Raw genomic sequence first — 26329 nt, 5'->3', positions numbered from 1 at the left:
GATCCAGTTGGGTTAAGGGTACTCCAGCCGAATCGGAGCCTGATGGGTTCCGGGCACGAACTCGCCGCAACGGCGCTCGACACGCTCCCGATCACCGTCGCGATCATCGACGATGAGGGTAAGATCCTGCTGACGAATCGCTCGTGGCGTGAGTTCGCGACAGCGGAGGACGACGAACACGTCGGCGCAAACTACCTCGCGGCTGCCGTGACGGCAGATGACGAGTACGCCGAGCAAGCAGTTGCGGGGATCGAGGCCGTGCTCGCCGGCGATCGGGACTCGTTTTCGATGGAGTATCCCTGTCACTCGCCCGATGAAAAGCGCTGGTTCCTGATGCGGGTCACCCGGTTTTCCCACAACGGCCAGCGGCTGGCGTCACTCGTCCACCTCGAAATCACCGAACGGAAACTGGCCGAACTCGCCGCCGAAGAACACGCCCAGCAACTCCGCGAGGAACGGCAAACCGTCGAGCACGTCCTCGAACGCGTCGACGGGCTCGTCCGCGAGGTCACCGACGCGGCCGTCAGCGCGGAGACGCGAGCAGAGATCGAGCGCGAGGTCTGTCAGCGACTCGCCGCGACCGACCCCTACGTCCTCGCCTGGATCGGCCGCGTCGATGTGACGAATCGCCGGCTTTCGCCCCACGAGTGGGCCAGTGACGACGACGTTCCGCTCGAGGACGACGAACTCGTTCTCGGTGCCGACGACGCGCATCCCGCCGTGCAGGCGTTCGAACGTGGCGACACGCAGGTGATCGAGGACGTAACAGCACACGACGACGCCGACCGGTTGTGGCCAACGGGGGCCGGCGACCACTTCCAGTCGGTTGCTGCCCTGCCGCTTACGTACGGCGACGTTACCTACGGCGTCCTGGTCGTGTTCGCCGCCGAGCCCGACGCCTTCGACGAGCGGGAACTGCTCGTCCTCGAGTCGCTATCCGGGACGATCGCGACCGCGATGAACGCACTCGAGGTCAGGCGGATGCTGACGACCGAGGCCGTCGTCTCCGTCGAGGTCGCGATCGAGGACCCCTCGCTGTTCGTCACGGCGCTGTCGGAGACGTTCGACGCCACAGTCAGCTACCGCGGACCGACCGAGGACGACGACGGCACGCCGCTGGTCGTCCTCCACGTCGATCGCGTGCTTGAGGACGTTGCGGTCGAGACGGCCGGGATCGGACACGACGTGACGCCCCTCTCGACGACCGACGACGGCACGCTGCTCGAGGCCGCCATCACGGATGGAATCGTGACAGCGCTGAGCGAGCACGGTGGGGTGATTCGCGAACTGGCCGCGGCCGACGGCATCGCCGATCTCGCGGTCGACTTTCCGGACGGCCGCTCCGCACGGTCGGCCTACGACTTCCTCGAGCGCCGATACGATCAGGTCGAACTGCTCAGCTACCACGAGCGGGACGAGCCTGCACAGACGCCACACGACGTGACGGCACGTCTCGAGTCGTCCCTGACTGACCGCCAACTGCAGGCGCTGCGCAAGGCCTACTACGCGAACTACTTCGAGTGGCCCCGGGACATCTCGGGGGAAGAACTGGCCGAGTCGATGGATATCTCCCGGTCGACGTTCCACCAGCATCTGCGCGCCGCCCAGCGGAAAGTCCTCGCCGAACTGTTGGAGTGACGGCCTCGGCGCCTGTCGGTTTTCGTGTCAGTACACATAGTGAGGGGATGATACTTTATATGTACATGTCGTAGCAGATACATCCGAACACTATCGGTCAGGGTCAACGAGGCAGAGGATGCAACAGGAACACATCGACGCAGGCAAGGCGATACAGAAACGAACCGGGAAAACGTTCTATCTCGCGACGCGGTTTCTCCCCAAGCGCGTGCGACACGCCACGCACGTCCTCTATGCGTTCTTTCGGATCGCCGACGAGGTCGTCGACGACGCCGACGGGACACCCCCCGAGGAGCAACGCGCCCGACTCGAGGCCCTTCGCGCCCAGGCCCTCGGTGACCGCACGCCTGACGACCCGGTCCTCGAGGCCTTCCAAGAACTTCGGACGGAGTACGGCATCACCGACGAGGAGATCAACGAGTTCATCGACGCGATGGCCACCGACATCGAGACGGAGCGCTACGAGACCTACGCCGACCTCGAGTCCTACATGCGGGGGTCGGCCGCATCGGTCGGCGTGATGATGACTGCGATCATGGAGCCCGACGACGAAGCGACCGCGCTGCCACACGCGGTCAAGCTCGGTGAGGCCTTCCAGTTGACGAACTTCCTGCGGGACGTCCGCGAGGACATCCTCGAGCGGGATCGGATCTACATTCCCCAGGAGACGCTCCGGGAACACGACGTCGACCCGGTACAGATCGAGCGCCTCGAGTTCGACGAGTCGTTCGCGTCGGCGATGGCCGCCGAACTCCAGCGAACCGAAGAACTCTACCGCGAAGGGGTCGCCGGCATCCGCTATCTTCCCGAGGACTGCCAGCTGCCGGTCCTGTTGGCTGCAGTTCTGTACGCGGAACACCACACCGTCATCCGATCCCAGGGGTACGACGTGCTCACCCAGGAACCGTCACTGTCGACGACGCGCAAACTGTGGTGTCTCGCGAAGACGCGCTGGCACTGGCACTGGAACCGCGACCCCGAGGCCGTGTTCCAGCGGGTGTCGGCGATCCCCTCGCGCGAGCCCGACCATCGCGGTCCCGAACCTGGGGACAGCGTCCCGACTCGCTAGTACGATTATCAAACCCCTCGATATGGTGGCGCTCGTTTCGTTGTCCCGGACGAGAATGGGTTTCCCATGTCCGTCAACCAGCGTTCCGATATCATCGATGAGGAACAGGAGTTGTCACGCATGGCCGCGATCAGCCTGGGCGCGTGGCTCGCCATCACAGTCGCCGCCGTCATACTGTTGTTACTGTTCGGTGACGTACTCGCAAGCCTCATTCTCTAATACGGACTCCTGGCAGTGGGTGCCGGCGCATCCGCGACCCGTCCTGCGGGTGCGCCGGGACAGCGGTATAGCAGACCGTATGAGACCGTCGGAATGTGGTCCGTTCTCGGCACTTGCCTGTTCACTTGGCGTCGTCGTCGATTAGGAGCGCCGCCTCGGCGACGATAAACGTCGCCAGTTTACGTTTGGTGTGGGCCGTGAGGAGGTGCTCCTCGAGTTGCTCGCCGGCGGACGGCGATTCGCGACAGACCGGACATTCGATCGGTGCTTTCCGTGCCATGTTAGTGATCGACTAGCCGTAATCAAAAGACTCCTGCTGGAACTCTCATATGGACTCCTGTCAGTGGGTGCCGGCGCACCCGGGACCAGTCATACGGGTGCGCCGAATTAGTTTCGGACGAGCCTGCGTACCGACAGGTCGTAGCGCTCGGTCCGAAGGAGAACGAGACAGAACAGCCCGGCGACGCCGGCGGCCAGCCACTGCCCGTAGAGTGCGTTGATCGTCCCCCAGAGGAGGACGAAACTCACCAGATCGTCCAGCGCGAACTCACAGGTTCGGACGCGCTCGAGGATGGCCGTCCGATCGAACGCGCGGTCGACGAGGACGACGGCGATCGCCCCCGAAAGGAGCCACCCCCGGTAGTTCGACGCCGGGACGCCGTAGTACCCTCCGGGCGGGAGATACGACCAGAAGCCGATGGCGACGGCTGCGGGATCGAGCACGAGATCGATCGCGAGGACGGCGGCAAGCGCCGCGAGGAGGCGCGGGACGACTCGGGCGGCCCGCTCGCCGAGGGCCAACAGCGTGAGCAGGTAGCCGTTCAGAACCAGCGGGACGAAAAACAGCGGGAGCGCGAGCGGGATCTCACCGCCCAGCATCGGGCCGAGCCGGATCCCGTACTCGAAGGTCCCGTAGGGCCAGCCCGTCCGCAAGCCGACGAGTTCGATCGCGTACGTGTACGCCGTCAAAACGGCGAGCGAGCCGAGCGCCCGACGGTCGAGTTCGGGGAGCAAAGCCACGACCAGCGGCGAGCGCATCACCAGCGTCCCGAACAGGATCAACAGCGGGTTGTACGACAGCAGCGGCGGCAAGAGCCCTTCCGCGCTCGCCACCAGCGTCACCGCGCCAACGACCGGGAAGACGACCGCGATCGTAAACCGGTTTTCGCGGATGAGGGCCTCGAGTCGCCGCTGCACGGCGGCCCGCGTCGGTTCGTCTGCGTCGCCGTCGTGGACCGACGGCGGGTGGCTGACACTGCTGTCCGTCCCGGCACTCGAGGTCGACGGATTCGACTCGCCGCTATCCATAAAGCACCCCCCAGAGCCCGCCCATCGTCAGTACAGCGCCGACGACTGTGTTGATCGCCGGGAACCACCAGTACGCGCGGTCGACGGCGACGCTCGCCGTAGCAATCGCGCCGACGAGGAGCGGGTAGACGAGCATGAGTGCGCCCAGCCGCACGTCGAGCGCGCCGAAGGCGGCCGCGCTGGCAAGCCAGCAGGCGCCACAGTAGGCGTACGTCCGGCGCTCGCCCAGCACCGTCGCAGTCGTCCGAATACCAGTCTCGCGGTCCGGTTCGATGTCGGGAATCGCCGAGAACGTATGCATTCCCATCGCCCACAGCCAGCCGCCGACGACGGCGAGGGCGGGTGGCTGCGTGCCAGCAACGGCGGCATAGGCGGCCGCGCCCGGCGTGATGTACAGCCCGTTCGAGAGCGAATCCACGAACGGCGTCGTCTTGAATCTGGCCGGTGGAGCGCTGTAGGCCGCCCCGAGGACGAGGAAGGCGATCAGCCAGGGGATCGCGGCGGTCGAGAGCAGTGGGACGAACAGCAACGGCAGAGCTGCACAGAGCCCGACGACGGCGGGGACGTATCCCTGCCCGCGATAGCGCGCCTCGCGGTCGTCCTTTTTCGGGTTCGCCGCGTCGATTTCCCGGTCGTAGACATCGTTGATCCCATAGAGGAAGACGTTCGCGGGCAGGAGGAAGTAGCCGAACAGGGCGACCGGCGCGAGTGCGAACAGGTCGTCGGCGGTGCGTGCGGCGTAGACTGCCCCTACCAGCACCGGACCCGCCAGATACAGCCAGAACCGTGGCCGCGAGAGGACCAGCAGGTACGAGAGCCGTTCGCCGATGCCGTCGCCGATCGCCCTCGTGTCCGAATTCATCGGTGATCGCTCGTGTTCACGAAGTGTCCAGAGACACCGTCGCCGCGAGCGCGCGGTCGTGCTCCCCAGGCATCGATCGCCGGCCCGATCACGGCTGGAGGCCGCCGCCGTGGTCTTCGAGTACCTTCTCCGCGGTCAGGTCGCCGCTGATGAGACACATCGGAACGCCGATCCCAGGCGTGGTATCTCCCCCCACGAAGTAGAGGCCATCGACTTCTTTCGAACGATGGGGCGGTCTGAATAGCGAGGTCTGCCGGAGTGTGTGAGCCAACCCGAGCGCCGTTCCCTCGTAGCTGTTGTACCGGCTTGCGAAGTCCTCGATGCAGAACCGTTCCTCGAGGACGATCCGATCGCGCAGGTCGGTGCCGGTGTTCGTGGCGATATCCTCGAGGATCATATCACGGTACTGCTCGCGGAGCTGTGGCGTGTCCTCGAGGCCGGGCGCGATCGGTACGAGAACGAACAGGGCGCTGTGGCCCTCGGGGGCGACGCTGTCGTCGGTCTTCGAGGAGACACACAAGTAGTAGGCGGGGTCGTCGGGCCAGCGTGGGTCCTCGAAGATGTGCTCGAAGTGCTGGTTCCAGTCGGTCGGCAACACGAGCGTGTGGTGGGCCAACTCGTCGACGTCGCCCTCGACGCCGAGATAGAGTAAGAATGCGGATGGTGCGTAGGTCCGTTCGTCCCAGTAGTCGGCGTCGTAGCCGCGGCGTTCGGGCGTGAGCAGTTCCTGCTCGGCGTGGGCATAATCGGTGTTGCTCACAACCAGATCCGACCGGACTGGTCCCGCTGGCGTTTCGATCTCGAACCCGCCCGTGCGGCCCTTGATCTCGGTTGCTGGCCGGCCAGTTTCGTACTCGACACCCAGCTCGCGGCCGAGGTCGGTGATCCCGTCGACGACCGCGCCGATCCCACCGTCCGGGTACCAGACCCCGAGGTTGAAATCGACGTGGCTCATCAGATTATAGAGCGCCGGCGTGTTCGTCGGCGAGCCACCCAGAAACACCAGCGTATACTGCATGATCTGCTGGAGTTTTGGATGATCGAAGTAGCCCTCGACGTGGCCCTGCATCGACCCGAGCAGGGAGAGGCCACGCGCCTGCCGGGCTACGTCGAGATCGATGTAGTCCCGCAGGCGTTCGCGGTCTTCGTAGACGAAGTGTTTCATCCCGACCTCGTAGTTCTCCCTGGATTTCTCGAGATACCGCTCTAGCGTGTCGCCCGCACCCGTCTCGTACTCCTCGAAGACGGTCTTCGTTCGCTCGAGGTCGGGCGTGATATCCACCCGATCACCGTCCTTGAAGAAGATCCGATAGTGCGGATCGAGCTGCGTGAGTTCGTAGTAGTCACTTGGCGTCCGATCGAAATAGGAGAAAAACCGCTCGAAGACATCGGGCATCAGATACCACGAGGGACCCATATCGAACGTAAAGCCGTCTTTCTCGAGGCGGCTCGCCCGACCGCCCACCTGTTCGTTCTTCTCAATGACACGCACGTCCGCTCCCGCATCGGCGAGATAACAGGCTGTCGAGAGCCCACCGATTCCCCCTCCAACCACGACAACCGACACGCCGGCCAGCGATTCCATGCCCGATATGAGTGTACGATCGATGTTAAACGTGTGTCATACATAGGTAGGGAATTCGACCGGTTATCAGTGAGGGTGCCGGACCGGGACGCGCCGTTCGTATCGTCAAGCATGAATGAACCGACCGGTGTATTCCTGTGCGTTGGCCCCGTAGAGGACGTATGGATGGACTGACAGCTGTTGTGACCGGCGGGACGCGTGGCATCGGACGCGCCGTCGCCGACGCGTTCGCGGCCGACGGGGCAACCGTCGCCGTCGGCGCCCGAGACGCCGACGAAGTCGGGGCGACTATTGACGCACTCGAGGCGACGGGTGCGACTGCTGACGGCTGCCGAACCGACGTCCGGGACGAATACGACGTGGAACGGCTGGCCGGTATCGCTTCGAAGGCAGGTGAGACGGCCGGCATCGATATCGTCGTTGCTGCGGCGGGCGTCTATCACGGCGAGGCCGGTCACACACCGACCGACGACGAATCCTATGCCGCGTTCGACGACCACGTACGGACGAACGGCCGCGGCGTGTACGCGACGATCAGCGAGTCGATTCCGCATCTGAACGATGGTGCACGGGTTCTCGTTCCGACCGGGTCGGTCGCCAGTGACGGTACAGCGGGCTACGGCTCCTACGCCATCTCGAAGGCGACGGCGGAAGCGGTCGTTCGTGGTTTCGCCGCCGATACCGAGTACGTCGTAGGGTGTCTGGATCCTGGCATCGTCGCGACGGAACTCACCGGCGGGCACGGCCGCGATCCGGAATCGGTCGCGCCGATGTTCGTCTGGGCGGCGACCGAAGCGGATCCCGCAATGCTGGACGGCGACGTCGTCGGACTGGGTGCGTGGAAAAAGGCGACTCGCTGAACGGCAGTCACGCCGTCGCGATGGTTGGCGAATCGGCCCTTGACGTGGAGCCTGCGCTCTCAGAACCCGCCGAAAGCCATCAGGAACAGCGCGACGGCGATGATCGCGAACAGACAGCCGACGCCTTTCTTGATCGTCCCCGTATCCAGCGTCGCCGAGACGTAGGGTGCGATCTGTCCACCGAGCGTCGTCGCGGGGACCGTCCAGACGACCATGTTCCAGGGCGTCGACGCGAGGTCCATCGTGTGGCCGCCGGGAACCAGCCCGCCGCCGAAGACGTGGACGATCGAGGCCAGCACGGCTGTCGTCGCGACGACGATGTGGTTCGTTCCGATGGCGACGCGGACGGGCACCTCCGTCCGGAGCATCGAGATGATGCCGAGTTCGCCGATTCCGAAGCCAGCCAGCCCCTGAAAGACGCCGCCGACGCTGTAGTTTGCGAATCGCTCGAGATACCCCGATCGGGAGTATCTGTAGTCGTTCCCGTCGCGGTCGACTCGAGTGACGGTGCCAGTTTCGTCCGTTTCGACACCTGCCGGGCCGAGTTTGGCGGCGTCGTTCGGCAGGTTACCAGTGGTGCCGCCGTCGGCTGCGACCGTCTCGCCGCCGGAGCCGCCGCCGGGTTCCTCGTGGCCGAGATCAGCCCGGAACAGGAGGTACGACGCCGCGAGCAGCGCGAGCCCGAGCAGCGCGTGGAACAGCGGTTCGGGGATGACAAACGAAAGCAGTGCCCCGCCGACGACGAACGGAATGCCACCGAGAACGAGCGCCGTGCCGAGTCGCCGGTCGACCAGACCGTACTGGATGAAAGCGAGTGCAGAACTCGAGAGGCCGAAGGATTCGCTGATGAGACCGATCTTCACCAGCGTATTCGGTTCCAGAGGATACGCAACCAGCGGGAAGACGAAGATGAGAAACGGGACGAACAGCGCGGAGCCGCTGATCCCGACGGTGTTGACGATCGTCGCGCCGATGACGAACGCGATGAATAGCCACCAGTACTCGAGCCAGTAACCGGCGCCAGCATCTGCCGGCGTGGGTGCAAAGAGGTAAACGCCGACGATGAACGCCAGTGGTGCGAGGAATACGAACAGGTGCTGATACTTCAGGAACGTCTTCTGAATCCGCGAAACCGATGAGGCTGTCATTGAGCCGTGAGCGCTGCTTTTGGAAGGGTGAAATAAGAGTATTTTCGTCTAGCCGCTCCCTGTGAACCGTTCGTGTGGCGACAGCGGGCGGTTCCGTGTCAGTCGGCTCGAAAACAGCCGGCACGCGCCGGGGCTCGATTCGACTGCCTCGGCGAAAATTTCCTCAATATTTATTACGCCACCCATGCTATCTTCTCTCACAATGAGTTTTCCAGAAGGGCCCCGCAAACCGGGTGAGCAGTCTGCGACAGATGACGGCGCTGACGCAGTCGACCACGCCCCGACGGACGGACTCATCGCGACCGTACTCGAGGCGCTTTGGACTCATAGCGAGACGTGGGCGGACCGCTACGTCGAGATGCGCGTCGACGCGCGCCTCGGCAGTCGGGAATAACGACCGCGCATGGTTTTCGGACCACGTTCGTGACTGTCGGCTCGATCGTTACCAACGGTTATGCCTCGCTGTGCCGTATGGTACCATACTGATCGAAGATGCAAACAGTCGCAACGAAAGCAGTCACCTGCCCCCACTGCGGAGACGAAGCGAGCGTTTCACTCCCCAGTGAGGAGACGGAGCTGAAAGTACGGCACTCGGTCGCGGCGTTCGGCGAACACACGACGGTCACGTGCTCGGACGGTCATACCTACTGGGTATACTTCTGTTAGTCCTCGAGCACCTCGGACGGCCGATTTTTGGCCTCGCCGGAGTGATAGACGAGTGAACGCAGTCGCTCTATAGTAACAACTGAAACGGTTTACACACTGATCGCACGAGGGCTGTGCGATCAGGTGTGCAATGACGTTCAGTGGCTACTATAGGTAATCGATCACGACGCAGAAATCTAGTAGTAATCAGATCCGCTACCGAGGTTCAATCGATGTGGCCTTCGCGACGCAGTTGATCTGCGTCCTGGCCGGTGTAGCGCCACTCGATGGTGGCCTTCTCGTCTTGCCAGTCCCAAGGCTCGGCGACGACGATGTCGTCTTGCTCGATCCAGGTGCGGTATTTCATGCGCCCGGGAATGCGGCCGAGCCGTTCCTTGCCGTCCTCACACCGGAGCTGAACGTGATTGCCACCGAGGTGTTCGGTTACGACGGCGAATACTTCATCGCTGTTGGGCATACGGAGGTTCCGTCGCCCGGAGTCTTCTGTCACAGCTTATCTACGTGGGGCAGACGTTTAAAGGATTGGAGAGTCATGGTATCGTGACTCGTACTGCGGACGTTCACCTGACGGAGGAGAGTTTGTCGGCGTTCCGAGCCTGTTCCGTGCGTCGATCAGCTTGCTCTATCCGGTTTTGCGCCGCGTTCGAGAGGGGCTCCGACAAGTCACTACGTGCCTCTGTGAGACGCTGCTCGACCCTCTGGAGGCGCTCAGCAACGGTGGTAAGCTGCTTGTCGGCAGTGTCTCGCTCGCTGTCGCGTGCCCGCTCGGCGGCCTTTCGTGCGGCCTCGACGACGGCTGCGAGGGCGCGTTCGAGTCCCTCGACGGCGTTCGACGACCCGCTGTCCTGGTCATCATCATCATCGATATCGTCGCGATGCGCCGCAACTGCCGCTCGTGTTTCCTCGGCGATATCCGCCACGAACGTCGCAAGCGATGCTTTGCCCGTCTCGGGGCGCTCGATACGGACCGCTGACTCGTTCTCAGGAGTCGGGTTGACCCGGTAGGCGCCGATGGCGTCGTCGCTGTCTCGAACCTCTGTCGTATAGGCCCCGCCAGTGTGGACGTAGACGGCGTCGGTTCCGTCTACCGACGACTCGTACAGCCGACCGGCGAAATCGTCTTCGACGGCGACCGCCGAGAGATCGGTTGCGGTCTTCTCGCCGCCGATCTCGAGTTTCGTCGCACGATCGCGGGCAACCAGCGGAATCTCGCCGTCGACGCCGGCTGCTGTCGGTGTTCCGTCGTCCGACACGGCGACGTGTTCGCTGTGTGGTGTGCGGCCCGCACCGTTGACTGTCAGCCGATGATCGCCGGCCGGAACGTCCTGTACGACCGCAATACCACCGAACGTCGGGACAGCCTCGGGATCGCTCTCCAGCAAGACGACCGACTCGAGCGACGTCTCCGTCGTGGTCAGTCCTTCGTTCTCCGGCGCATCGTCAGTTGTGACCGCCTCCGTAACGCGGGTGATCACGCTGTTTATCGGCGCCGCCTCGCCGATGGCGTCGTAGCGGCCGGCCAGTGCCGTCCGGTGGTTGGGAACGGAGATGTCGGCCGCCGGATTGTCGTAGCGTGGCTGAGTCCACGGCGTCCCCGTCGTCGTGATGTGGCCGGCGATGGCGTCTTCGACCACGTCGGGGACGGCGAACTCGAAGCTCAACTGCGGTCCAGTGAAGGCCGCGATATGTTCGATTTCCCTGCTCGGAACGAGGTCGTATTCGACATCGGCGTCAGCCTCCCGATCGCGGTGTCGGAAGACGAGCCCCGTCTCGCGCGTCGGCAGCCCTGTCGGCGGCGACGTCAGCGCATCGTACGATCGGACCGTCAAGTCGTCGTCGACCAGCGACTCGCGGGTGACGGCGGGCAAGCGTTCGTGCTCGTAGATCGGGACGCCCTCGTACTCCGGGACGAGGTAGGGAAGCCGTGATCCCTCGTCTCGCGGCAGTCCGTACGCGAGCGGGATCTCGAGGTCCGCGAGGTCCGCGATACCCTCGATCGCCGTGTTCGTGATGTCCGCCAGTAAGTCCTCGATGGCGACCCGCTGGAAGCGATCCGGGACGTCGTTGACCGAAAGCGTACTCGAGTGTGAGCCGAGTTCCGAGAGGATGCGCGGCACCATCGCCGGATCCGGATCTAGGAACTCGTTGTTCGGCACCTTCCGGGAGTGGGAACTGGCGACGTACAGTTGTGGCTCGCCGGTCTCCGTGTCGACGAAGACGTGCAATACTTCCCAGTCGTGCCAGTGGAAGTTGGTCGTAAACTGGTCGAACACCGAGTAGAACCAGAACTGGACCACGGCAAGGGGCGACTCCTCGTACTCGACGGCGTTGTAGAACACCGTCGGATCCGGTGGCTGTCCCTCGCTGTATTGTTCGTGGTACCCGTCGAAGGCATCGAATCCGTCGACGATCGTCTCGCCGTCGAGCTCACTGGCGTAGGGCCGTGGGTCCGTCGGAAACCACGGTTCGTGAACGTCGAAGTACAGTGTCGGGGCGAATTCCGTCGCCAACTCTCGAGCTCGTTCGTCGTCGACCTGGCTCGTCTGGCCGTCGCTCTCGCGTTCGAACGCCGAACAACCGGCCAGCGCGGTCCCACCGATGCCGGCGAGTGTGCCGAGGACAGTCCGGCGATCCACGTCGAACGCGTCGTCATCGGTCACGAGTTATCGTCCCTCTTCTGAAACCCAACCGTCGATACGCACACGAAGACATCTGTGCTGACCATACCGCTGTGTGGAACTATCTTCTCAATAAGCTTCTGTACTGACCGCTCCCGACGCACCTACAGTTCGCGGTCCGAATCGGGGTTCTCAAGGTCCCACAGCAACTCCGGCAAAAAGGCCTCGAGGTTGTCGATAACCCGCCGCTCGCTGACGTTCAAGCCCTCACAGTGGTCGTGGGCCGAGTCACGAATGTCGACGTGGAGGTCGCCGTCCTCGAGCCAGACGCCGAGCGGAAAGACCGAACACCGGGTCGGTTTCCAGTCTTCCTCGAGATGCAGCGAACAGAGTCCGTCCTCGCGCAGGAACGCACAGGCCGAGCCGTCCTCGGCGATGTGGTCGTCGCGGTCTTTGCCCTCGCGGGTGACGAACTTCTCGCCGCGGAACTCGGTCGTGGTCTCGGCGAGATTGGCTCGCTTGGCTAACTCGAGGAGGTCCCGATCGTAGAGGAGCACGCCGTGATGGCAACACCACGTGCAGTCGTCGACGCACTCGAAGGTGAGCTCGGGATCGAACTCGACGACGGCCTCGCGGCCGGGGTAGACTTCGACGTGTCGCGGGGCGTCAGCGCTCACGTGTCGTGGGTGGGTGGTCGTCGCCAAGTGCCTTTCTACACGTCGTTTCGGATTGCGTTCTCGACCAGCCTGTCACCGAACAAGACACCACCGCTCGGGCTGCTCTCCACTGGATCGTTTATCGCGGATCAACGAGATAGCGCGTACGGATTCACAGCCGAGAGTGGCCACTCCCGCAGTCACGCTCGAGACGGACAAGCAATCGATATGACAGCACGCGACCGCAACAAGTATATTAGCTCGAGCTAATATTAGTAGTTGCTAAAATGGGGGAACAGAAACCGAACGATGACTCGACTCGATTCTCGTCTCAACAGCCGTCTTGCTGTCGTGACGCTGCCCACTCCCTGACCGAGCAGGAACTGGCAGCCGACATCCAGACGCTCGCTGCGATTGGGAACGAGACCAGGTACGAGGCACTTCGGCTTATTGCGGCGGCTGATGACGGTGCCTGCGGTTGTGAATTGGAGCCCGCCCTTGGTGTCAGTCAGGGAGCGGTCAGTCAAGCCCTCTCACGGCTGTATGCTGCAGGACTCGTCACGCGGCGCAAGGACGGACGATGGCGATACTACAGTGCGACATCACGGGCCGAACGACTGCTGAATGTACTCGATGAAACGAGAACGACTACCGATGACTAACGAGACATCGTCGACGGACGTCGACACCGACGAGCTGAGCCCAGCGGAACAGCGGCGTATCGTGCGAGACCGATACGGCGAGATCGCCGCCAGTTCATCGTCCTGCTGTGGCGATACGGGAGCGAGTTCCTGCTGTAGCAGTAACAGCTCTGACAGCGAGGAGTACGAGGATCAGTCGCGCTTGCTCGGCTATGGCGACGAGGAGCTCGATGCCGTCGAATCCGGTGCCAACTTGGGTCTTGGCTGTGGCAACCCGACCGCGATTGCGAGTCTCGAAGACGGCGCGACCGTTCTCGACCTCGGTTCCGGAGCGGGGTTCGATTGTTTCCTCGCCGCTCGAGAAGTCGGTTCGGACGGTCTCGTCACTGGGGTCGATATGACGCCGGAGATGGTCGAGAAGGCTCGCGAGAACGTCACAAAGAACGGCGCGACGAACGTGGAATTTCGACTCGGTGAGATCGAACACCTCCCAGTCGCTGATGAATCCGTCGACGTGATTCTATCGAACTGCGTTGTGAACCTCTCGCCGGACAAGTCACAAGTGTTCAGCGAAGCATTTCGTGTGCTTCGACCAGGGGGACGGCTCGCTATCTCTGACGTCGTGCAAACCACACAGTTCCCGGAAGCGGTCCAGCAGAATCCAGCTTCCGTAGCCGGGTGTGTCGCAGGCGCGTCACCGATCTCCGAACTCGAATCGATACTGGACGACGTGGGCTTCACTGCGATATCGATCGACCCCAAAGAGGAGAGTGAGGCGTTCATCCGCGACTGGGACGAGGAACGGGATGTCAGCGACTACATCGTCTCTGCGACCATCGAAGGCAAGAAACCAACCTACTGAGCCTCGTGAGCTGGGTCGTAGAGTCGGTGCCTGCAAGCCGAGGCAAAGCGAACGAGTAGGCAGGTATTATCCACAGCGAATACCAAATAAGCCAGAGCGCACCCAACTGTCGTCTGATCGAGACGCTACGACCGAACCGTCTCGCCCTCGAGCGCCAGCCGTTCGCGCTCGCTCGAGTCGACGACGGTATTCCGGAGCGTGCCGACGCCCTCGTAGGTGATCTCGACGGTGTCGCCGGGTTCGACGAGGCCGGGATTCGCTGGACTGCCGAACGAAACCACGTCGCCGGGGCGGAAGGTGACGCGCCGGGAGAGGTGCGAGATGATCTCGTATGGATCGAACAACATTAGTTCAGTGTTGGCTTCCTGGCGGCGCTCGCCGGCCACGTCGGTGTACATGTCGATCTCGGTCGGATCGACGGCGGTTTCGATCCACGGGCCGAGCGGGCCGGAGGCGTCGAAGGCTTTGCGGGGCGTGCGCCCGCCCTGGTCGAGCGCGTCCATGTCGTTCATGATCGTGTAGCCACGGACGACCTCCGGGACCTCGTCTTCGGAGAGATCGCGACAGGGTTCATCGATCACGGCTGCGAGCTCGCCGGCGTAGGTCACCTCGTCACTGAACGACGGATACGGAATCGGGTCCTCGTGACCGACGAGCGACGCCGGTGGCTTGATGAAGAAGTCCGGCTCGTCGGGCCGTTCGTACTCCATCTGGTCGATCGTCGCCGCGAAGTTCCGTCCGACACAGTACAGCGCCGACGGCTCGCAAGGCGGCAGGAAGTCCGCGTCCGTTCCAACCTCGTAGACGCCATCGTCCGTGTGCACGACGCCGTCCTCGTACCGTCCGGCGACCGGTCCATCGTCCGTCGCGATCCGCGCGAGTTTCATTATCGGCGCTCTCGAGTCCGGAGAATTAGTGATACCGGTTTCCGGTTGGCTCAAGCCCTATCCGAGCGTCTTGACCTCGACGCGGTGGGGGCCGTCTTCGGTCTCGAGCGTGACGCTGTCGACGATCGACTCGCGAGCGCGTTGTTGCCACTCTTCGACAGCCTCGGCGTGGCGCTCGCGGAGTTCGTCGGCCGCGTCCGGGTCGTCCACGTCGGCAAGCGCCGACTCGAGGTCGGGATAGTCGGCAACGACATCGTCTTCGATGATGGTCGCGGGTGAGACGTGGACCGCGCCGGTTAGCTCGGTGTCGTCGACGTGGTAGACGTGGATACGGGCACGCATCCGGCCGTGAAACGGCGGCGTCGCTCGGAGGACGGCTTCGCCGGGATTCTCCTGACTGTAGACGTAGGCGTCCGCGGCGTCCGCTGGCGACAGCGCGAGCGAGCGGATCGCTGTCGGATCGTCGTCTGCGGCCATCGAACGCTGATACGAATCGGGGCGGTTTAAGACTCCGGTTCGACGGCTTCGTCTGCGGCTGGTGGGCGAAAGACCGCGGCTCGAGCGTCGGTCGAAACGCCGTACGTTGCGTCGGCGACCGACGCCGGCGGGGTCATCTCAGTATCCGTGTAATGAGCGCGAAGCGACGCCCGAACGGCATCCCGGACGCAGGCACGCGTCGCCGCGCCGACCGCGGTTCCGCTGCCGGAGAAGTCGACCGGCTGGCCCGCCGGGTCGTGACCGACAACGACTGCGTCCGTGGTCGTCCCCGGAAAGCCGGTTTCGGACAGCAGCGTTGCCGCCTTCGCCTCCGCGGCGACCGCGATCAGGTTCGCCAGCGCGCCGGGCGCGAGCGCCCGCGTCGTCCCGACGATGACGTTGACGGTGCCGCGGCCGGGCTCGAGTCCCGACACATCGGTGTCATCCATGTCGCTGTCCGCGTCGTTGCCGGGTTCGGGCTCCATCGGCAACGCGGCAGGGTTCGACACCCCGGCAGTCGCGTAGGCCGTGACCGGGCCACAGCGCGCACCACGAGCGTCGTCGATGTCGACGCCGGTCAGCAGCGCCGGCCCGGTCGCGTCAGCTGCAGTTGGTTCGAACTCCGCGCGCTCGAGGCGCTCGTCGACGTACGCACCGAGGTCGGTCCGCTCCCAACCCTCGGGGACCGAGACGTTGTACGCGCAGTCCGCCGTACAGCGGCCGCCGTTCCAGCCGGTCGAGAGCCACTCGGTGTCCGGGCGACTGACCTGCAGGACGCCGTCCCGTCGGATCGCGCGGTAAGCCGACTCGGCGTCAGTCATCGTCGTGGGGCTCGACTGCCCCGTCGTCAGCGACACCCACGCCCAGTGCGCCCAGCAGCCGGTCGTTCGCCGGCTGATCCTTGATCGCGACGCGGACGTGCGAGTCGAGCGCGCGGAACGTCGTCGCGTCCCGAATCGCCACGCCGGCGGCTCGCGCGTCGGCGATCACCGTCGCCACGTCGCGGTCGCCGACGTCACAGAGGAGGTAGGGCGCGTCCGATTCGTGCACGTCGAATCGTTGCTCGAGCGCTGCGGACATCCGCTCGCGCTCGCGTTCGACGCGCTCGCGAGTCTCGCGGACGAATTCGTCCTGTCGGAGGCAGTGTGCGCCGACGCGCGCGGCCGGCGTGCCGAGCGACCACGCGCGGCGGGCAGTCGCGAGCGCGTCTCGCCGCTCGCCGCGTGCGACGGCGAAGCCCGCACGGAGCCCCGGTAGGCCGAACAGCTTGGTCAGCGAACGTGCGACGATAACGTGGTCGCGGCCCAGTTCGGCCGCGGACGGCCGGTCGGTGAAGCCGAGAAACGCCTCGTCGACCAGCAGTGTCGTGTCGGCGTCCGCACATCGATCGACAAGCGTCTCGAGCGCGTCCCGATCGATCGCGTCACCGGTCGGGTTGTTCGGCGTACAGACCACCGCCAGCGCACACGGCTCGAGCACCGAGGGGCCGAGTTCGTGCAAGTCGTCGTAGCGCACGAACCGTGGCGTCGCCCCCTGCAGCCGGACCTCGCGGGCGTACTCGCCGAAGCTCGGGTAGGGCACCAGCGCCTCGTCGCCGGGCTCGAGGGTACTCTCCATCGCCAGCCGGATCGCGGCGAGGCCGCCGGGCGTCGGGATCACCTGCTCGGGCTCGCAGCCGACGAACGACGCCGCCGCGTCCCGGTAGGCGGGGTAGTCGTCGTCCGGGTAGCGACGGGACTCCTCGAGTGCGGCCGTATACACGTCTGTGACCCCGTCCGGCGTCCGGGGATTGGTATTGGCCGAGAAGTCCAGCACGTCGCGGTCTGTCTCGCCGCCGTGGGGCACTCGCGAGCCGGCGCGGATCGCGTCAGGGTTCACTGTTGCCCTCTGCGGCGTCGGCTTCGATGCCGAGGCGGTCACAGACAGTCTCGAGTCGCTCGCGGACCTCGCCCATCCGGCCGTCGGGGACCAGCGAGAGCGCGCCACCCATCCCGACGCCCTCCTTGGCCTCGCCGGCGCAGTAGCGCTCCATGGCGACGTGGTCGCCCGCGTCGAAGCCGGGATCGGTCACGGTCAGCTCGCAGTCGAGCCGATCGCAGGTCTCGGCGAGTCGGTCGCCCTGCTCGTCGGCGACGAACGAGGTGGTCGCGATCGACAGGTCCGCGTCGATCCCGGCATGGCGCAACAGGGCCGCGACGGCGACCATCTGCGTGCCGCCGGCGAGCGTCACGTCAGTGCCGCTTTCGAGCGCGCCGGCGGCGATCCCGGTCACCGTCGGCTGGACGGGGTCGCCGACCGCTTCGATCGCCTCGAGCGGCGCGCCGTCGCAGTCGCCCGGCTCGAGGTTGCTTTCGGCCAGCGCCTCGTCGACGACCTGGCGCTTGCGCTCGATCGGGTTCTCGGGCAGCGACGAGGAGACGCCAGCCGGCTCGCCGAGCGCGGTGAGGACGCCGAGTGCGGTGGTCGTCCCGCCGGGGACCGTCTCGCCGATCATGACCTCGTCGTCCGGCAGGCTCGCGCCGAAGTCGTAGGCGCGGTCGAACGCAGCGCTCGCGTCCGGGACGGCCGCCTGTTCGCGGACATCGACACCCGGCTGGACGCCGAGGTCGACCGTCGGCGCGGCCGTCGACTGGGTGAGTCCCGCGTCGATCACTGCCAGTTCGAAGTCGACGACCTCACGGACCGCGCGGGTCACGGCCGCGGGCGTCGGACAGCCAGTCGGACTCACCGGTGTCACCGGCGACGCGGTCGGCTCGCCGTAGGTGAGGATTTCGACGTCCGCCGAGGGCGTGTGTGCCATCAGCTCGGGGGCGGCCCCGGCAGCGCTGATGCCGTCGATCAGTGCCGTCTCGGTCGTTCCGGCGGCAAGCAGGACTCGCATCTAGCGGCCCTCCGCCGACCGGGACAGCCGATCGGCTGCGATCCGTGCGTCTTCGAGCCGGTTCACGTTCACTGCAAGTCGCGAGTCGTAGTGTACGTCGATCATGGATGTGGAATCGGATGCGGTGCCGACGACGTTGACCCCGGTCGGCGCGAGGTGGTCGGCTGACTCGAGTCGGGTATCGATACTGACGCCGAGCCGTCGTTTGAGTGCCACGGGGACGCAGACGGTCCGCGAAGCATCGCTGTCGCCATGTGCTGCGAGTACGCGGTCGACGACTGGAGCCTCGAGCAGCGGCAGATCCGCTGCGACCGTCAGCATCGGTGGTGAGAGGTCGGGTCGCTCGAGGAGGCCCATCAGATCGGCCACGTAGCCGTCGCCGGCCGTCTCGATCGTCGTCACGCCATCGGTCTCCTCGAGATGCGCCCGCGTCTCCGGCGCGTTCGGCGAGACGGCGGTATAGATCGTCTCGAGCCGGCTGGCCGCAAGGCCCGACAGGACGTGGTCGACCATCGGCGTCCCGGCGATCGGGTGCAGCGGCTTTTCGTGGCTGCTCTCGAGGCGCGTGCCTTTCCCGCCGCACATCACGAGAGCGTCCACGCGATCACCCCCAGATGGACGCCGGCGATGCGGCCGATCTCGTTGGCCGCGCCGAAGATATCGCCGTTGATCCCTCCAAGATAGCGGTTCGCCCAGTACCAGGGGAGGCCGACGCCAGCGACGGCCCCACAGAGCGCGACCGCGGCGAGCGGTGGCCGGACGAGGGCAACCACGGCGAGGGCGATTGCTGCGGGTGCGAGAAACGACCCAGCGGTGGCACCGTCGGTGAACTGCTTTCCCATTCCCTCGGCGATCGCGTCGCCAAAGCAAGCCAGCGCGGCCATCCCGAGTTTGGTTCCGACCTCGGCGCTGACCGCGACGACGATCGCTGCACGGACGGGGAGGTCGGCCAGTCCGAGGCCGCCGAGCCCCAGCGCGACGACGGCGATCGACACCGAAAGCAGCGCGCCGACGCCGGTCGTCGTGTCCTTGAGCACCTCGCGGCGGCGCTCGCTGTCGCCGTGGACGACTAACGCGTCCCCCAGGTCCGCGACGCCATCGAGATGGTGGATTCCCGCGACGGCGTACACCGACAGCAGGTAGCCGAATGCGACAGTCGGGGCCGCTAGCGTTTCCGCAGCGAGCAACGGAACCGCCGCCAGCGTGCCCGCGACGAAGCCGGCGATCGGAAACGCCGCCGGCGTCGTTCGAAACGCGTCCCAGTCACCCTCGCGGTAGCCGACCGGGAGCCGCGTGAGAAAACCGAGTGCTCCGCGGACCGCGCCGAGCGAGCGGCTGATCATACTACGGCAGCAACACCTCCGCGAACGGACTCGACTCGAGCCCCAGCCCTGCCGACACGAGCACGACGAGGCTAGCAGCGATGACGATCGAGATGCCGGCCGCCCGGCCGACGAGCGAGACGGCTCGCTCGCCGTCGGCCAGCGTCGGCAGCTCTGCGTCGGGGTTGAGGGTGTAGACGCCCGGCTTCTCGAGGCGGCTCGCGAGCGCACAGGCCAGCGTCGCCATCGGCCAGCCGGAGTTGGGCGAGGGTGGTACCTGTGCCCACGCTCGAGCGCTGACGAGCGCAGTCGGATCGACTGCGGCGACGGCGATCGCGGCCGCCGAGATCCGAGCGGGCAGGTACATCACGAGGTCGTCTAGACGCGCGCTCGCGGTGCCGACGGGCTTGGAGGGATAGCCAAGCATCGAGTCGAGCGTGTTGACACCTTTGACCCACGCAGCAACCGCTGCGGCAGCCGGCAGCGAAACCGGTGCGAGGACGGCAAACGGGAGCAACGCCGCGACCAGCCCGTCGGCGAGGTTCTCGGCGGCGCTCTCGACGGCGGCGCTGCGAAGTTCGGCGGCCGAGAGCGTCGAGGCGTCACGGCCGACCAATCCCCGGACCTGCGTGCGAGCGTCCGCGAGTTCGCCGTCGGTTGCCGCGACGACGGTCCGGGTCAGCTCGAGCAGCGAGCGGATGCTGGTCGTCAAAAAGAGGACGACGGCGGCGACGATACCACCGACTAGCGGATGAACCGCTGTCGAACCGAGAACGACACCGCCGGCGACGGCGGCGGGGACGAGCGGTGCGAGGACGGCGATGCCGACGCCGGCCAGTCGCTGGCCGCGTTCGGTCTCGCTCCAGTCCCGGTCGAGCGCGCCGACGAGTCGGCCGAACCACGCCACAGGATGGGCAGCGGTCGGCGGCTCGCCGAACAGGAGATCGAGGCTGACCGCCAGTCCGATGACCGCAAGCGCCGTCAGCACGCCACTGTCACCTCCGGAGTACCGACGGCTCGTGCTCGCGTGCTCATGACTGCGCTGCAAGCGTCGCCAGTCGCGACGGCACGTCCGCGAGCGGGGTCTCCTCAAGGAGCAGCGCTATCCCGCCGACGGCTTCGATGCCGCCGTCAGCCTTGGGATCGTCACCGACGTGAACCAGTTCGTCGGGGGCAGCGTCGAGTTCCTCGGCCGTCAGTTCGAAGATTTTGGGGGCGGGCTTGCGCCAGCCACAGCCGACGCTCGTGACGATCGCGTCGAAGTCGTCGCGCTCGAAGTCCGAGCGGACGAGCGTCCGGCCGACCAGTTCGGGGACGCTACAGTTCGAACAGATCGCGACCGGTCCGTACTCTCGAGCGGCCTCGAGAGCCTCGAGCGCCCCCGGTCTGGTCTCGACTGTCGGATCGAACGCTGCCACGACCGCGCGTCTGGCCGCGTTGTGTTCGTAGTCGACGCCGCGGCTCGCGAGCGCACGCGAGACGTGTGCCGGCAGCGGCACTTCCGCGCCGTCGGGTGCATCGACGTGGGCCTCGGCATAGGCGTCGGCCCAGTCGTCGGGAACCGTAACATCGCGTTTCTCGAGTTCGGTCGCGACGGCTGCGGCCGGATCGGCCGGCCGGTCGGCGGTCACGAGCGTCCCGAAGAGGTCGAACGATACTCCCACAGTAATGTGACTAGCACAACCTGACTTTAATTTCGCGGTCCGCGGACGACGGCGTGACAGCGTCGACGATAACGATTCGAAGCGCGGACGACGCCGGTCACTCGGGACAGGGATCCGTCTCAGTCGAGGCGGGCGAACGCCAGGTTGCCCGAGATGTTCTTGATGTAGATGTCCACGACGTCGCCTTCCTCGGCGCCGGGGACGAAGATCGTGTAGTTGCCCTTCTCGGCGACACCGTCGCCTTTGCGGCCGGTGCCGGTGATCTCGACCGTGTAGGTCTGACCTTCCTCGACGGCGTCTTGCTGTTGTTGCTGCTGGCTGCTGGTCGAGCGCTTGGTGACCGGGCGGAACGCCCCACAGGCATCACAGCGCAGCATCGGCGTCCGGTCCTCGCGGACCAGACGGGTGTCCGGCAGGCCACACTCCGAACAGAGGACGTACTCGTCGACGTAGGCGTCGATCGCCGCGTCGAAGTCCTGCTGGGAGAAGGTCCCGTTGTACCGGCCGCGGCCGTTCTCGAGTTTGCCGCTGGTCCCGAGTTCGCGCTGGATGAACCGGTGGAGATGCTCAGTTTCCCGCGAGAGTACGTCGGCGATCTCGTCCAGGTTCTTCACGCGCGTGAACGCGCCGTCTTTCTGTGTCTCCGGATCGGGGATCTGGAGTCGCTCTTCGTCGCCCCCGATGTCGGGGACGTCCTCCATCGCTCGGTCGAGACTCGATTCGTAATCCATACACGAGAGGTGGTGACGGGGACGTAAATCCGTTCTGCTATCACGATCAGCCCCCAGTGTGGCGATCGATCGTCACGCGGAGACACCGGGCTGGTGGCCCGGCAGGACTAGTTCGTGCCGCCTCCGCGCTCGCTGATCGATCCTCCGTTCTCGTCGTCCAGTTCGTCGAGATCTCGCTCGAGGTTGGCCTCGTTGGGACTGCCGGCCTCGCCGGTGACCTCGCCGTAGGCAGCCTCGCGGACCTCTTCCGGTGAGTCGTACTGTTCGCCGGCCAGTCGGTCGAAGACGCTGCCCAGCGACTCCGTCTCGTTTGGCATGTCGATCGGCTCGGTGGCGTACTCTGTGGCGAGTTCTTCGCTGGTGACTGGATACTCGAGCTCGCCGAGGTCGCGCTCGACGGCGTCGAAGATCGATTCGGTGTGGTCGGCTCGCTCGGACTGACGCTGTTCGGCACGATCCTGCACGCGGTCGCGATCCGGTTGCTCGTTGCTCATCGGTGGTGGTATCGTGACCGGTCAGAAAAGCGGCCGGCCAGCGCTCGCGTGGGACCGACCGTTCTGCCCCGTCCCATCGTGTTGCACCCGTCCGTGGTGAGAACACCGCGTTCGCTCGTCGAGCGCTGATCTCTCTGAGCTCGTCGTTTAACTGCCCTCTACTGTCGGTAGCAGCCGTCTACCTGCGAGGTAGCACACTCATATATAGAATAGGGTATCAGGTACGTCAGTTCGATGACCCGTGTGACATTCAGACAGTCAGCGCGGTCGAACAGTTGTGTGATCGATTTCGCGGCAGGTATCGCTGGAGACGAGGCGTGACCATGGCGGGAGTAGATGGGCCTCGAGGAATCTCCGCCAGCCGACGACTGCTCGCACTCGGAGTTGGGCTGGCCGTAATCGTCGGGCTCGCTGCGACGGGGGCTGTCGGTGCCCCGCCTGATGGGAACGAAACGGTGTCGGAGGAAGCGTACCGCCAACCTGCGCCGGAGCCGGGCGATCCGTACTTCGAGGCAGCAGCCGACGACGGAAGCTGGGTCAGCTACGAGAACCCGCGCGACGAGTATCGAAGCCCGTACCTCGGTGATGGTTCCGGGAAGATCTGCGTCACGTTGCTCAACGAGAACGGCGATCCGGTCATCGGTGAGTCGGTACCGAACACGACGGTGACGATCCCGACCGGCGGTGCGACGACGTGGCACTCCGAGGCCGATCCGATGACCGTCGAGTTTCCGATGAACGAACACCACGAGTTCCCGCTCGACGGCGACCAGTTCGGGACGAGTCCGGACGTCGCACAGGGGGACGGCTACATGGACTCGCACTGTATCGAACTCCACGGCAACCCTGAGGACGCGACGCTCACGTACGGCGAAGCCCAGCTCAGCGGCGAGTACGCCGACCGGATCGACGTCGTCGGCTACATCCAGCAGGTCCCCGAGGGAGACGGCTGGGATACGGATATCGATCCGATCGACGCCGCGGAACCGTACGACGAAGCGGGCGGTGGCTGGACCTACAACGCGGCCGAGAACGCAACGCACGCGCAGGCCGTCGTCGTCTTGCAACTCGATGCGCCGGCTGACGAGCGGTTCGATCCCACCGAGTCGAACTCGACCGAGTCGACCGAGTCACAGACGACCGACGACGACGATGAGCCATCCAGCACGGACGATATGATGCCCGGATTCGGCGTGCTCACGGCCATCGTTGCACTGTCAGTTGCCGTCCTCGCACGCTATCGCAGCTAACGCCGGACTCCCAGCCGGCTCGAGGCGCTGTGACGGCTCACTCACGAGTGCGGTACTGGAACGAAAGACAGGGAACGGCTACACAGCTGTAGCCGGGAACCATGGAGCTCCTCGCATGCGGTGACGGGGCGAACGGATCAGGCAGGATATCCCACCAACAGACTGTCGTACCCCCGTCTACCTGATGATTCGATCGGATCACTATAATACTGCTGGCCGAAATCACCAGAGAGCGACGAAATTGGTCGGCACACGAGATTATAAGTATCACATGACCTGTCATGCCATTGAGGTGGCTGGTTCGGGAGAGCAACGTCTCGATGCTACAGTCGACCCGCGAGCGTCGAATCAATTCAGTTTTGACGATCGGCGCGAGACACTCGCCAAATGGCGAACACGACCGACGCGGACGAGGACGGCCCGCGCGTCCCGATCGTCTGCCCTGCCTGCGAGACGACCTCCCGCATCCCACTGGCCGACGTGGCCGACGCGATCGACCGGCACAACGAGCAACTCCACGACGGTGACGACGTCGCCGCAGTCGATCCCGACATCGCCGATCGGATCGCGGATCTCGCCGCTAGCGACCTCGGCCTTCTCGAGGACGACGGCGATAGTAGCCACTGAACATCAATACACACCTGACCGCACGAGTGCTGTGCGATCAGTGTGTAAATCGTTTCAGTTGTTACTATCGCGACACGGCCACCTGATACTCGCTCTCGGTCGTGTCGATTCCCACCCGGGCGAGTCCGTGACGCCGGTCCCAGGATCGGGATCCGACAGGTTCGCGCAAAATTCCGCCGTTGTTCCGCTCGAGTAGTTATATTTCACCAAAAGATATCGTTAGTTCAATAGGGAGATCTATACGTCTATACTCGATTGTGTTCACTATATGGCACAGACGAACGGAACGGACGGTCGCGACGAGAGTCGTGACCGTAGTGACTTCGGGGACCAAAACGGTACATCGAGCAGTACCCGCCCGCCCGCGACGATCGCGGCAACGAGACGGCCGTCGGAGGCCCGCGCAGGCGACTGGCCCAGCGCGCTGACGATTATCGGGCAGGGGGCACCCTCGAGTTTCGAACTGACCGTCGACGGAGCGATCGAACCCACCGCAGACGATTCGGTAGCGGACGTAGCCGTCCGCTCGGGTACCACCGTCGAAGGGACGATCGAGTCTGGAACGGTGACGTTCCGATTTACCGGCGACCTGACCGATGTCACGTTCGTCGACCGCGGCATTACGGGTCAGGAACCGGCGACGACCCCGAACGTGCACGTCGATTACGCTGCATCGACACAGTAGGTGCCAGTGCCGCGCCGCCACTCGCCATCGCTACACGGGGAGACGGACCGGCCGTGGTCCCTCCCCGCCCCAACTAAGCTGAGAGCCACATCGATCGACGGCTTGCCGTTCGGCTGTGCAGTGACTGTCGGTGGTGGTGCCCGCTTCGTGGCGGTGGTTCCCGTGCTCTGACCGCGGCTGTTTCAGAAACACATTCCTCCGAGGAGATGGATAGGTACTCTATGGACGAGTCCACGACCGACGCTTCGGACGAACCGGCAGCCGAGACCGAGACCGAATCCGAGACCGAAGCGGAGCAGGAAACGGACGCCGAGTGGATGGAGCCCGTAGACAAACCGATCCTCGAGTTCCTGCAGTCCGAAGACGCCTTCGAACCCGCCCAGCTCGACGAGGCCGGACTCTGTCCGGGCAACTTCGGCGCCTACCGGTGTCGAGAGCTGACTAAATATGGCCTCCTGAACAATCCCATTACCGGCGTCTACGAAGTGTCCGACCTGGGCGAACAGTATCTCGACGGCGAGCTCGATCCAAGCGAACTCGAGCCTGACGAGTGAGTGAGACCGGAGAAATATTCGACACACGAACACGAGAGCGACCGTCACAGTTGCCCTGCGGGCAGAGATCTCCGAAGGCGTTTGTGCTACCGTCTCGTGCTGTGTTCTTGCGAATCCAGCGCCGTCTGAGGACGCCCACCGAGAGAGTGAGACTTCCGAGCAGTACCGTTAGCTCGCGTCGACGGTGTCCGGAACGTTCGCCGACAGGAACTCGGTGACGGCGTCACCGCCCTGGAATCCGTCCGCCAGTCGCGCAGTTTCAGTTCCGTCCTCGAATAGGATCAACAGTGGTACCGACTGAACGTTGAAGCGGCCGACGAGGTCGGCGTCATCGCGGGGATTGATCATCCCGATCGCGACGTCCGTTGCACGCGCGACGTTACCCAGTACCGGTTCCATCGCCTGACACATCGCACACCCGCTGGTATAAAACTCGACGAGTGCAACGTCGTGTGTCTCGACGAACTCGTCGAGTTCGTCGCCGGTCTCGAGTTGGCGTGGCTTAGTGGGTGTGGACATAGAGACGAGTACGGGCCCCCCACGGATACTTGTGACGCCAAGCAGCGGTGACGAGCCCAGTAATAGCTGCTATGATCGTATCGCACGATGTTCCAATCCACGCTTC

The 26329-nt window shown here is 64.7% G+C and carries 32 protein-coding genes; 12 read left to right on the top strand and 20 right to left on the bottom strand.

Annotation, left to right across the window (positions count from 1 at the left end):
- Nucleotides 1–42: 42 nt before the first annotated feature.
- From ACFR99_RS05125 to ACFR99_RS05115, 3 genes are all read left to right on the top strand, one after another.
- Nucleotides 43–1638 carry a bacterio-opsin activator domain-containing protein gene (locus tag ACFR99_RS05125; RefSeq protein WP_390284997.1) on the top strand — a complete coding sequence of 532 codons (1596 nt, stop codon included), beginning with the start codon at nt 43–45 and terminating at the stop codon, nt 1636–1638.
- Nucleotides 1639–1756: 118 nt separating this feature from the next.
- Complete coding sequence (locus ACFR99_RS05120; RefSeq protein WP_390284995.1) at nt 1757–2707, top strand: phytoene/squalene synthase family protein; 951 nt, start codon at nt 1757–1759, stop codon at nt 2705–2707.
- 66 nt (nt 2708–2773) lie between these two features.
- Nucleotides 2774–2926: a hypothetical protein gene (locus ACFR99_RS05115; RefSeq protein ID WP_390284993.1), complete on the top strand. Its 153-nt coding sequence runs from the start codon at nt 2774–2776 to the stop codon at nt 2924–2926.
- A 121-nt stretch (nt 2927–3047) separates the two neighbouring features.
- On the opposite strand, the gene ACFR99_RS05110 is transcribed toward ACFR99_RS05115, so the two are convergent.
- The 4 genes from ACFR99_RS05110 to ACFR99_RS05095 all read right to left on the bottom strand — a co-directional run bounded on the left by ACFR99_RS05110 (nt 3048) and on the right by ACFR99_RS05095 (nt 6681).
- Nucleotides 3048–3206, bottom strand: a complete 159-nt coding sequence (locus tag ACFR99_RS05110; protein WP_390284991.1) for a hypothetical protein — start codon at nt 3204–3206, stop codon at nt 3048–3050.
- Nucleotides 3207–3313: 107 nt separating this feature from the next.
- Nucleotides 3314–4234 (bottom strand): bisanhydrobacterioruberin hydratase, encoded by a 921-nt coding sequence (gene cruF / locus ACFR99_RS05105; protein ID WP_390284989.1) that lies wholly within the window; start codon nt 4232–4234, stop codon nt 3314–3316.
- Nucleotides 4227–5096, bottom strand: coding sequence for a prenyltransferase (locus tag ACFR99_RS05100; RefSeq protein WP_390284987.1), 870 nt, complete (start codon nt 5094–5096; stop codon nt 4227–4229). Before ACFR99_RS05100 ends, cruF begins: the two co-directional genes overlap by 8 nt.
- 88 nt (nt 5097–5184) lie before the next feature.
- Nucleotides 5185–6681, bottom strand: coding sequence for a phytoene desaturase family protein (locus ACFR99_RS05095; protein ID WP_390284985.1), 1497 nt, complete (start codon nt 6679–6681; stop codon nt 5185–5187).
- 161 nt (nt 6682–6842) lie between these two features.
- Here ACFR99_RS05095 and ACFR99_RS05090 point away from each other — a divergent pair, with 161 nt between their 5' ends.
- A complete protein-coding gene (locus tag ACFR99_RS05090) occupies nt 6843–7541 on the top strand; it encodes an SDR family NAD(P)-dependent oxidoreductase (protein WP_390284983.1) in 699 nt (232 codons plus the stop codon).
- A 59-nt stretch (nt 7542–7600) separates the two neighbouring features.
- Here the strand turns inward: ACFR99_RS05090 and ACFR99_RS05085 are convergent, their stop codons facing one another.
- Nucleotides 7601–8689 carry a TSUP family transporter gene (locus tag ACFR99_RS05085; protein ID WP_390284981.1) on the bottom strand — a complete coding sequence of 363 codons (1089 nt, stop codon included), beginning with the start codon at nt 8687–8689 and terminating at the stop codon, nt 7601–7603.
- Nucleotides 8690–8891: 202 nt separating this feature from the next.
- Here ACFR99_RS05085 and ACFR99_RS05080 point away from each other — a divergent pair, with 202 nt between their 5' ends.
- Together ACFR99_RS05080 and ACFR99_RS20350 are read left to right on the top strand one after the other, a co-directional pair.
- Nucleotides 8892–9083: a hypothetical protein gene (locus ACFR99_RS05080; protein ID WP_390284979.1), complete on the top strand. Its 192-nt coding sequence runs from the start codon at nt 8892–8894 to the stop codon at nt 9081–9083.
- A 98-nt stretch (nt 9084–9181) separates the two neighbouring features.
- Complete coding sequence (locus ACFR99_RS20350) at nt 9182–9355, top strand: hypothetical protein (RefSeq protein ID WP_465260891.1); 174 nt, start codon at nt 9182–9184, stop codon at nt 9353–9355.
- Nucleotides 9356–9560: 205 nt separating this feature from the next.
- Here ACFR99_RS20350 and ACFR99_RS05075 read toward each other — a convergent pair whose 3' ends face one another.
- From ACFR99_RS05075 to ACFR99_RS05065, 3 genes are all read right to left on the bottom strand, one after another.
- A complete protein-coding gene (locus ACFR99_RS05075; protein ID WP_076580984.1) occupies nt 9561–9845 on the bottom strand; it encodes a translation initiation factor eIF-1A in 285 nt (94 codons plus the stop codon).
- A gap of 70 nt (nt 9846–9915) precedes the next feature.
- On the bottom strand, nt 9916–12015 hold the full coding sequence (locus ACFR99_RS05070) for a hypothetical protein (protein ID WP_390284977.1): 2100 nt from the start codon (nt 12013–12015) through the stop codon (nt 9916–9918).
- 122 nt (nt 12016–12137) lie between these two features.
- Complete coding sequence (locus ACFR99_RS05065) at nt 12138–12650, bottom strand: YkgJ family cysteine cluster protein (protein WP_390284975.1); 513 nt, start codon at nt 12648–12650, stop codon at nt 12138–12140.
- Nucleotides 12651–12916: 266 nt separating this feature from the next.
- On the opposite strand from ACFR99_RS05065, the gene ACFR99_RS05060 reads away from it, so the two are divergent.
- On the top strand, nt 12917–13291 hold the full coding sequence (locus tag ACFR99_RS05060; RefSeq protein ID WP_390284973.1) for an ArsR/SmtB family transcription factor: 375 nt from the start codon (nt 12917–12919) through the stop codon (nt 13289–13291).
- Entirely contained in the window at nt 13284–14132 is an 849-nt protein-coding gene (locus ACFR99_RS05055) for an arsenite methyltransferase (protein WP_390284971.1), read from the top strand. The genes ACFR99_RS05060 and ACFR99_RS05055 overlap by 8 nt, the downstream gene beginning before the upstream one ends.
- Nucleotides 14133–14257: 125 nt before the next feature.
- Here ACFR99_RS05055 and ACFR99_RS05050 read toward each other — a convergent pair whose 3' ends face one another.
- The 11 genes from ACFR99_RS05050 to ACFR99_RS05000 all read right to left on the bottom strand — a co-directional run bounded on the left by ACFR99_RS05050 (nt 14258) and on the right by ACFR99_RS05000 (nt 22588).
- The gene (locus ACFR99_RS05050) at nt 14258–15019 is read right to left on the bottom strand and encodes a fumarylacetoacetate hydrolase family protein (protein ID WP_390284970.1); all 762 of its coding nucleotides are present in this window, start codon (nt 15017–15019) and stop codon (nt 14258–14260) included.
- A 57-nt stretch (nt 15020–15076) separates the two neighbouring features.
- Nucleotides 15077–15496 carry a DUF8009 family protein gene (locus ACFR99_RS05045; protein ID WP_390284968.1) on the bottom strand — a complete coding sequence of 140 codons (420 nt, stop codon included), beginning with the start codon at nt 15494–15496 and terminating at the stop codon, nt 15077–15079.
- A 26-nt stretch (nt 15497–15522) separates the two neighbouring features.
- A complete protein-coding gene (locus tag ACFR99_RS05040; RefSeq protein WP_390284966.1) occupies nt 15523–16317 on the bottom strand; it encodes an adenosylcobinamide amidohydrolase in 795 nt (264 codons plus the stop codon).
- Entirely contained in the window at nt 16310–17374 is a 1065-nt protein-coding gene (locus tag ACFR99_RS05035; RefSeq protein ID WP_390284964.1) for a pyridoxal phosphate-dependent aminotransferase, read from the bottom strand. Before ACFR99_RS05035 ends, ACFR99_RS05040 begins: the two co-directional genes overlap by 8 nt.
- Nucleotides 17364–18377 (bottom strand): nicotinate mononucleotide-dependent phosphoribosyltransferase CobT, encoded by a 1014-nt coding sequence (cobT, locus tag ACFR99_RS05030; protein WP_390284962.1) that lies wholly within the window; start codon nt 18375–18377, stop codon nt 17364–17366. The genes ACFR99_RS05035 and cobT overlap by 11 nt, the downstream gene beginning before the upstream one ends.
- Complete coding sequence (locus tag ACFR99_RS05025; RefSeq protein ID WP_390285393.1) at nt 18378–18962, bottom strand: NTP transferase domain-containing protein; 585 nt, start codon at nt 18960–18962, stop codon at nt 18378–18380.
- Complete coding sequence (cobS, locus tag ACFR99_RS05020; RefSeq protein WP_390284960.1) at nt 18962–19720, bottom strand: adenosylcobinamide-GDP ribazoletransferase; 759 nt, start codon at nt 19718–19720, stop codon at nt 18962–18964. Before cobS ends, ACFR99_RS05025 begins: the two co-directional genes overlap by 1 nt.
- Before the next feature lies 1 nt (nt 19721).
- Nucleotides 19722–20687, bottom strand: a complete 966-nt coding sequence (gene cbiB / locus ACFR99_RS05015) for an adenosylcobinamide-phosphate synthase CbiB (protein WP_390284958.1) — start codon at nt 20685–20687, stop codon at nt 19722–19724.
- Between the two features lie 43 nt (nt 20688–20730).
- Nucleotides 20731–21363, bottom strand: a complete 633-nt coding sequence (locus ACFR99_RS05010; protein WP_390284956.1) for an HAD family hydrolase — start codon at nt 21361–21363, stop codon at nt 20731–20733.
- A gap of 119 nt (nt 21364–21482) precedes the next feature.
- Nucleotides 21483–22094, bottom strand: a complete 612-nt coding sequence (locus ACFR99_RS05005) for a translation initiation factor IF-2 subunit beta (protein WP_390284954.1) — start codon at nt 22092–22094, stop codon at nt 21483–21485.
- A 107-nt stretch (nt 22095–22201) separates the two neighbouring features.
- The gene (locus tag ACFR99_RS05000; RefSeq protein WP_390284952.1) at nt 22202–22588 is read right to left on the bottom strand and encodes a DUF5789 family protein; all 387 of its coding nucleotides are present in this window, start codon (nt 22586–22588) and stop codon (nt 22202–22204) included.
- 323 nt (nt 22589–22911) lie between these two features.
- Here ACFR99_RS05000 and ACFR99_RS04995 point away from each other — a divergent pair, with 323 nt between their 5' ends.
- From ACFR99_RS04995 to ACFR99_RS04980, 4 genes are all read left to right on the top strand, one after another.
- Nucleotides 22912–23838 carry a PGF-CTERM sorting domain-containing protein gene (locus ACFR99_RS04995; protein WP_390284950.1) on the top strand — a complete coding sequence of 309 codons (927 nt, stop codon included), beginning with the start codon at nt 22912–22914 and terminating at the stop codon, nt 23836–23838.
- Nucleotides 23839–24225: 387 nt separating this feature from the next.
- Nucleotides 24226–24465, top strand: coding sequence for a hypothetical protein (locus ACFR99_RS04990; RefSeq protein ID WP_390284948.1), 240 nt, complete (start codon nt 24226–24228; stop codon nt 24463–24465).
- Nucleotides 24466–24733: 268 nt separating this feature from the next.
- The gene (locus tag ACFR99_RS04985) at nt 24734–25150 is read left to right on the top strand and encodes a hypothetical protein (protein ID WP_390284946.1); all 417 of its coding nucleotides are present in this window, start codon (nt 24734–24736) and stop codon (nt 25148–25150) included.
- A 221-nt stretch (nt 25151–25371) separates the two neighbouring features.
- The gene (locus ACFR99_RS04980; protein ID WP_390284944.1) at nt 25372–25704 is read left to right on the top strand and encodes a hypothetical protein; all 333 of its coding nucleotides are present in this window, start codon (nt 25372–25374) and stop codon (nt 25702–25704) included.
- Nucleotides 25705–25872: 168 nt separating this feature from the next.
- Here ACFR99_RS04980 and ACFR99_RS04975 read toward each other — a convergent pair whose 3' ends face one another.
- Nucleotides 25873–26223 (bottom strand): thioredoxin family protein, encoded by a 351-nt coding sequence (locus ACFR99_RS04975; protein WP_390284942.1) that lies wholly within the window; start codon nt 26221–26223, stop codon nt 25873–25875.
- Nucleotides 26224–26329: the final 106 nt, after the last annotated feature.

The organism is Haloarchaeobius amylolyticus, from assembly GCF_042678045.1.
GTDB lineage: Archaea > Halobacteriota > Halobacteria > Halobacteriales > Natrialbaceae > Natrinema > Natrinema amylolyticus_A.
Note: the sequence above shows the minus strand (reverse complement) of the source record. Positions and strands in the feature narration are given on the sequence as shown.

Excerpts from the sequence above, each read along its gene's own strand:
- ACFR99_RS05125 (WP_390284997.1), top strand. The coding sequence starts at position 43 with ATGGGTTCCGGGCACGAACTCGCCGCAACGGCGCTCGACACGCTCCCG.
- ACFR99_RS05120 (WP_390284995.1), top strand. The coding sequence starts at position 1,757 with ATGCAACAGGAACACATCGACGCAGGCAAGGCGATACAGAAACGAACC.
- ACFR99_RS05115 (WP_390284993.1), top strand. The coding sequence starts at position 2,774 with ATGTCCGTCAACCAGCGTTCCGATATCATCGATGAGGAACAGGAGTTG.
- ACFR99_RS05110 (WP_390284991.1), bottom strand. The coding sequence starts at position 3,206 with ATGGCACGGAAAGCACCGATCGAATGTCCGGTCTGTCGCGAATCGCCG.
- cruF (WP_390284989.1), bottom strand. The coding sequence starts at position 4,234 with ATGGATAGCGGCGAGTCGAATCCGTCGACCTCGAGTGCCGGGACGGAC.
- ACFR99_RS05100 (WP_390284987.1), bottom strand. The coding sequence starts at position 5,096 with ATGAATTCGGACACGAGGGCGATCGGCGACGGCATCGGCGAACGGCTC.
- ACFR99_RS05095 (WP_390284985.1), bottom strand. The coding sequence starts at position 6,681 with ATGGAATCGCTGGCCGGCGTGTCGGTTGTCGTGGTTGGAGGGGGAATC.
- ACFR99_RS05090 (WP_390284983.1), top strand. The coding sequence starts at position 6,843 with ATGGATGGACTGACAGCTGTTGTGACCGGCGGGACGCGTGGCATCGGA.
- ACFR99_RS05085 (WP_390284981.1), bottom strand. The coding sequence starts at position 8,689 with ATGACAGCCTCATCGGTTTCGCGGATTCAGAAGACGTTCCTGAAGTAT.
- ACFR99_RS05080 (WP_390284979.1), top strand. The coding sequence starts at position 8,892 with ATGAGTTTTCCAGAAGGGCCCCGCAAACCGGGTGAGCAGTCTGCGACA.
- ACFR99_RS20350 (WP_465260891.1), top strand. The coding sequence starts at position 9,182 with ATGCAAACAGTCGCAACGAAAGCAGTCACCTGCCCCCACTGCGGAGAC.
- ACFR99_RS05060 (WP_390284973.1), top strand. The coding sequence starts at position 12,917 with ATGGGGGAACAGAAACCGAACGATGACTCGACTCGATTCTCGTCTCAA.
- ACFR99_RS05055 (WP_390284971.1), top strand. The coding sequence starts at position 13,284 with ATGACTAACGAGACATCGTCGACGGACGTCGACACCGACGAGCTGAGC.
- ACFR99_RS05050 (WP_390284970.1), bottom strand. The coding sequence starts at position 15,019 with ATGAAACTCGCGCGGATCGCGACGGACGATGGACCGGTCGCCGGACGG.
- ACFR99_RS05045 (WP_390284968.1), bottom strand. The coding sequence starts at position 15,496 with ATGGCCGCAGACGACGATCCGACAGCGATCCGCTCGCTCGCGCTGTCG.
- ACFR99_RS05040 (WP_390284966.1), bottom strand. The coding sequence starts at position 16,317 with ATGACTGACGCCGAGTCGGCTTACCGCGCGATCCGACGGGACGGCGTC.
- cobT (WP_390284962.1), bottom strand. The coding sequence starts at position 18,377 with ATGCGAGTCCTGCTTGCCGCCGGAACGACCGAGACGGCACTGATCGAC.
- ACFR99_RS05025 (WP_390285393.1), bottom strand. The coding sequence starts at position 18,962 with ATGTGCGGCGGGAAAGGCACGCGCCTCGAGAGCAGCCACGAAAAGCCG.
- cobS (WP_390284960.1), bottom strand. The coding sequence starts at position 19,720 with ATGATCAGCCGCTCGCTCGGCGCGGTCCGCGGAGCACTCGGTTTTCTC.
- ACFR99_RS05005 (WP_390284954.1), bottom strand. The coding sequence starts at position 22,094 with ATGGATTACGAATCGAGTCTCGACCGAGCGATGGAGGACGTCCCCGAC.
- ACFR99_RS05000 (WP_390284952.1), bottom strand. The coding sequence starts at position 22,588 with ATGAGCAACGAGCAACCGGATCGCGACCGCGTGCAGGATCGTGCCGAA.
- ACFR99_RS04995 (WP_390284950.1), top strand. The coding sequence starts at position 22,912 with ATGGCGGGAGTAGATGGGCCTCGAGGAATCTCCGCCAGCCGACGACTG.
- ACFR99_RS04990 (WP_390284948.1), top strand. The coding sequence starts at position 24,226 with ATGGCGAACACGACCGACGCGGACGAGGACGGCCCGCGCGTCCCGATC.
- ACFR99_RS04985 (WP_390284946.1), top strand. The coding sequence starts at position 24,734 with ATGGCACAGACGAACGGAACGGACGGTCGCGACGAGAGTCGTGACCGT.
- ACFR99_RS04980 (WP_390284944.1), top strand. The coding sequence starts at position 25,372 with ATGGACGAGTCCACGACCGACGCTTCGGACGAACCGGCAGCCGAGACC.
- ACFR99_RS04975 (WP_390284942.1), bottom strand. The coding sequence starts at position 26,223 with ATGTCCACACCCACTAAGCCACGCCAACTCGAGACCGGCGACGAACTC.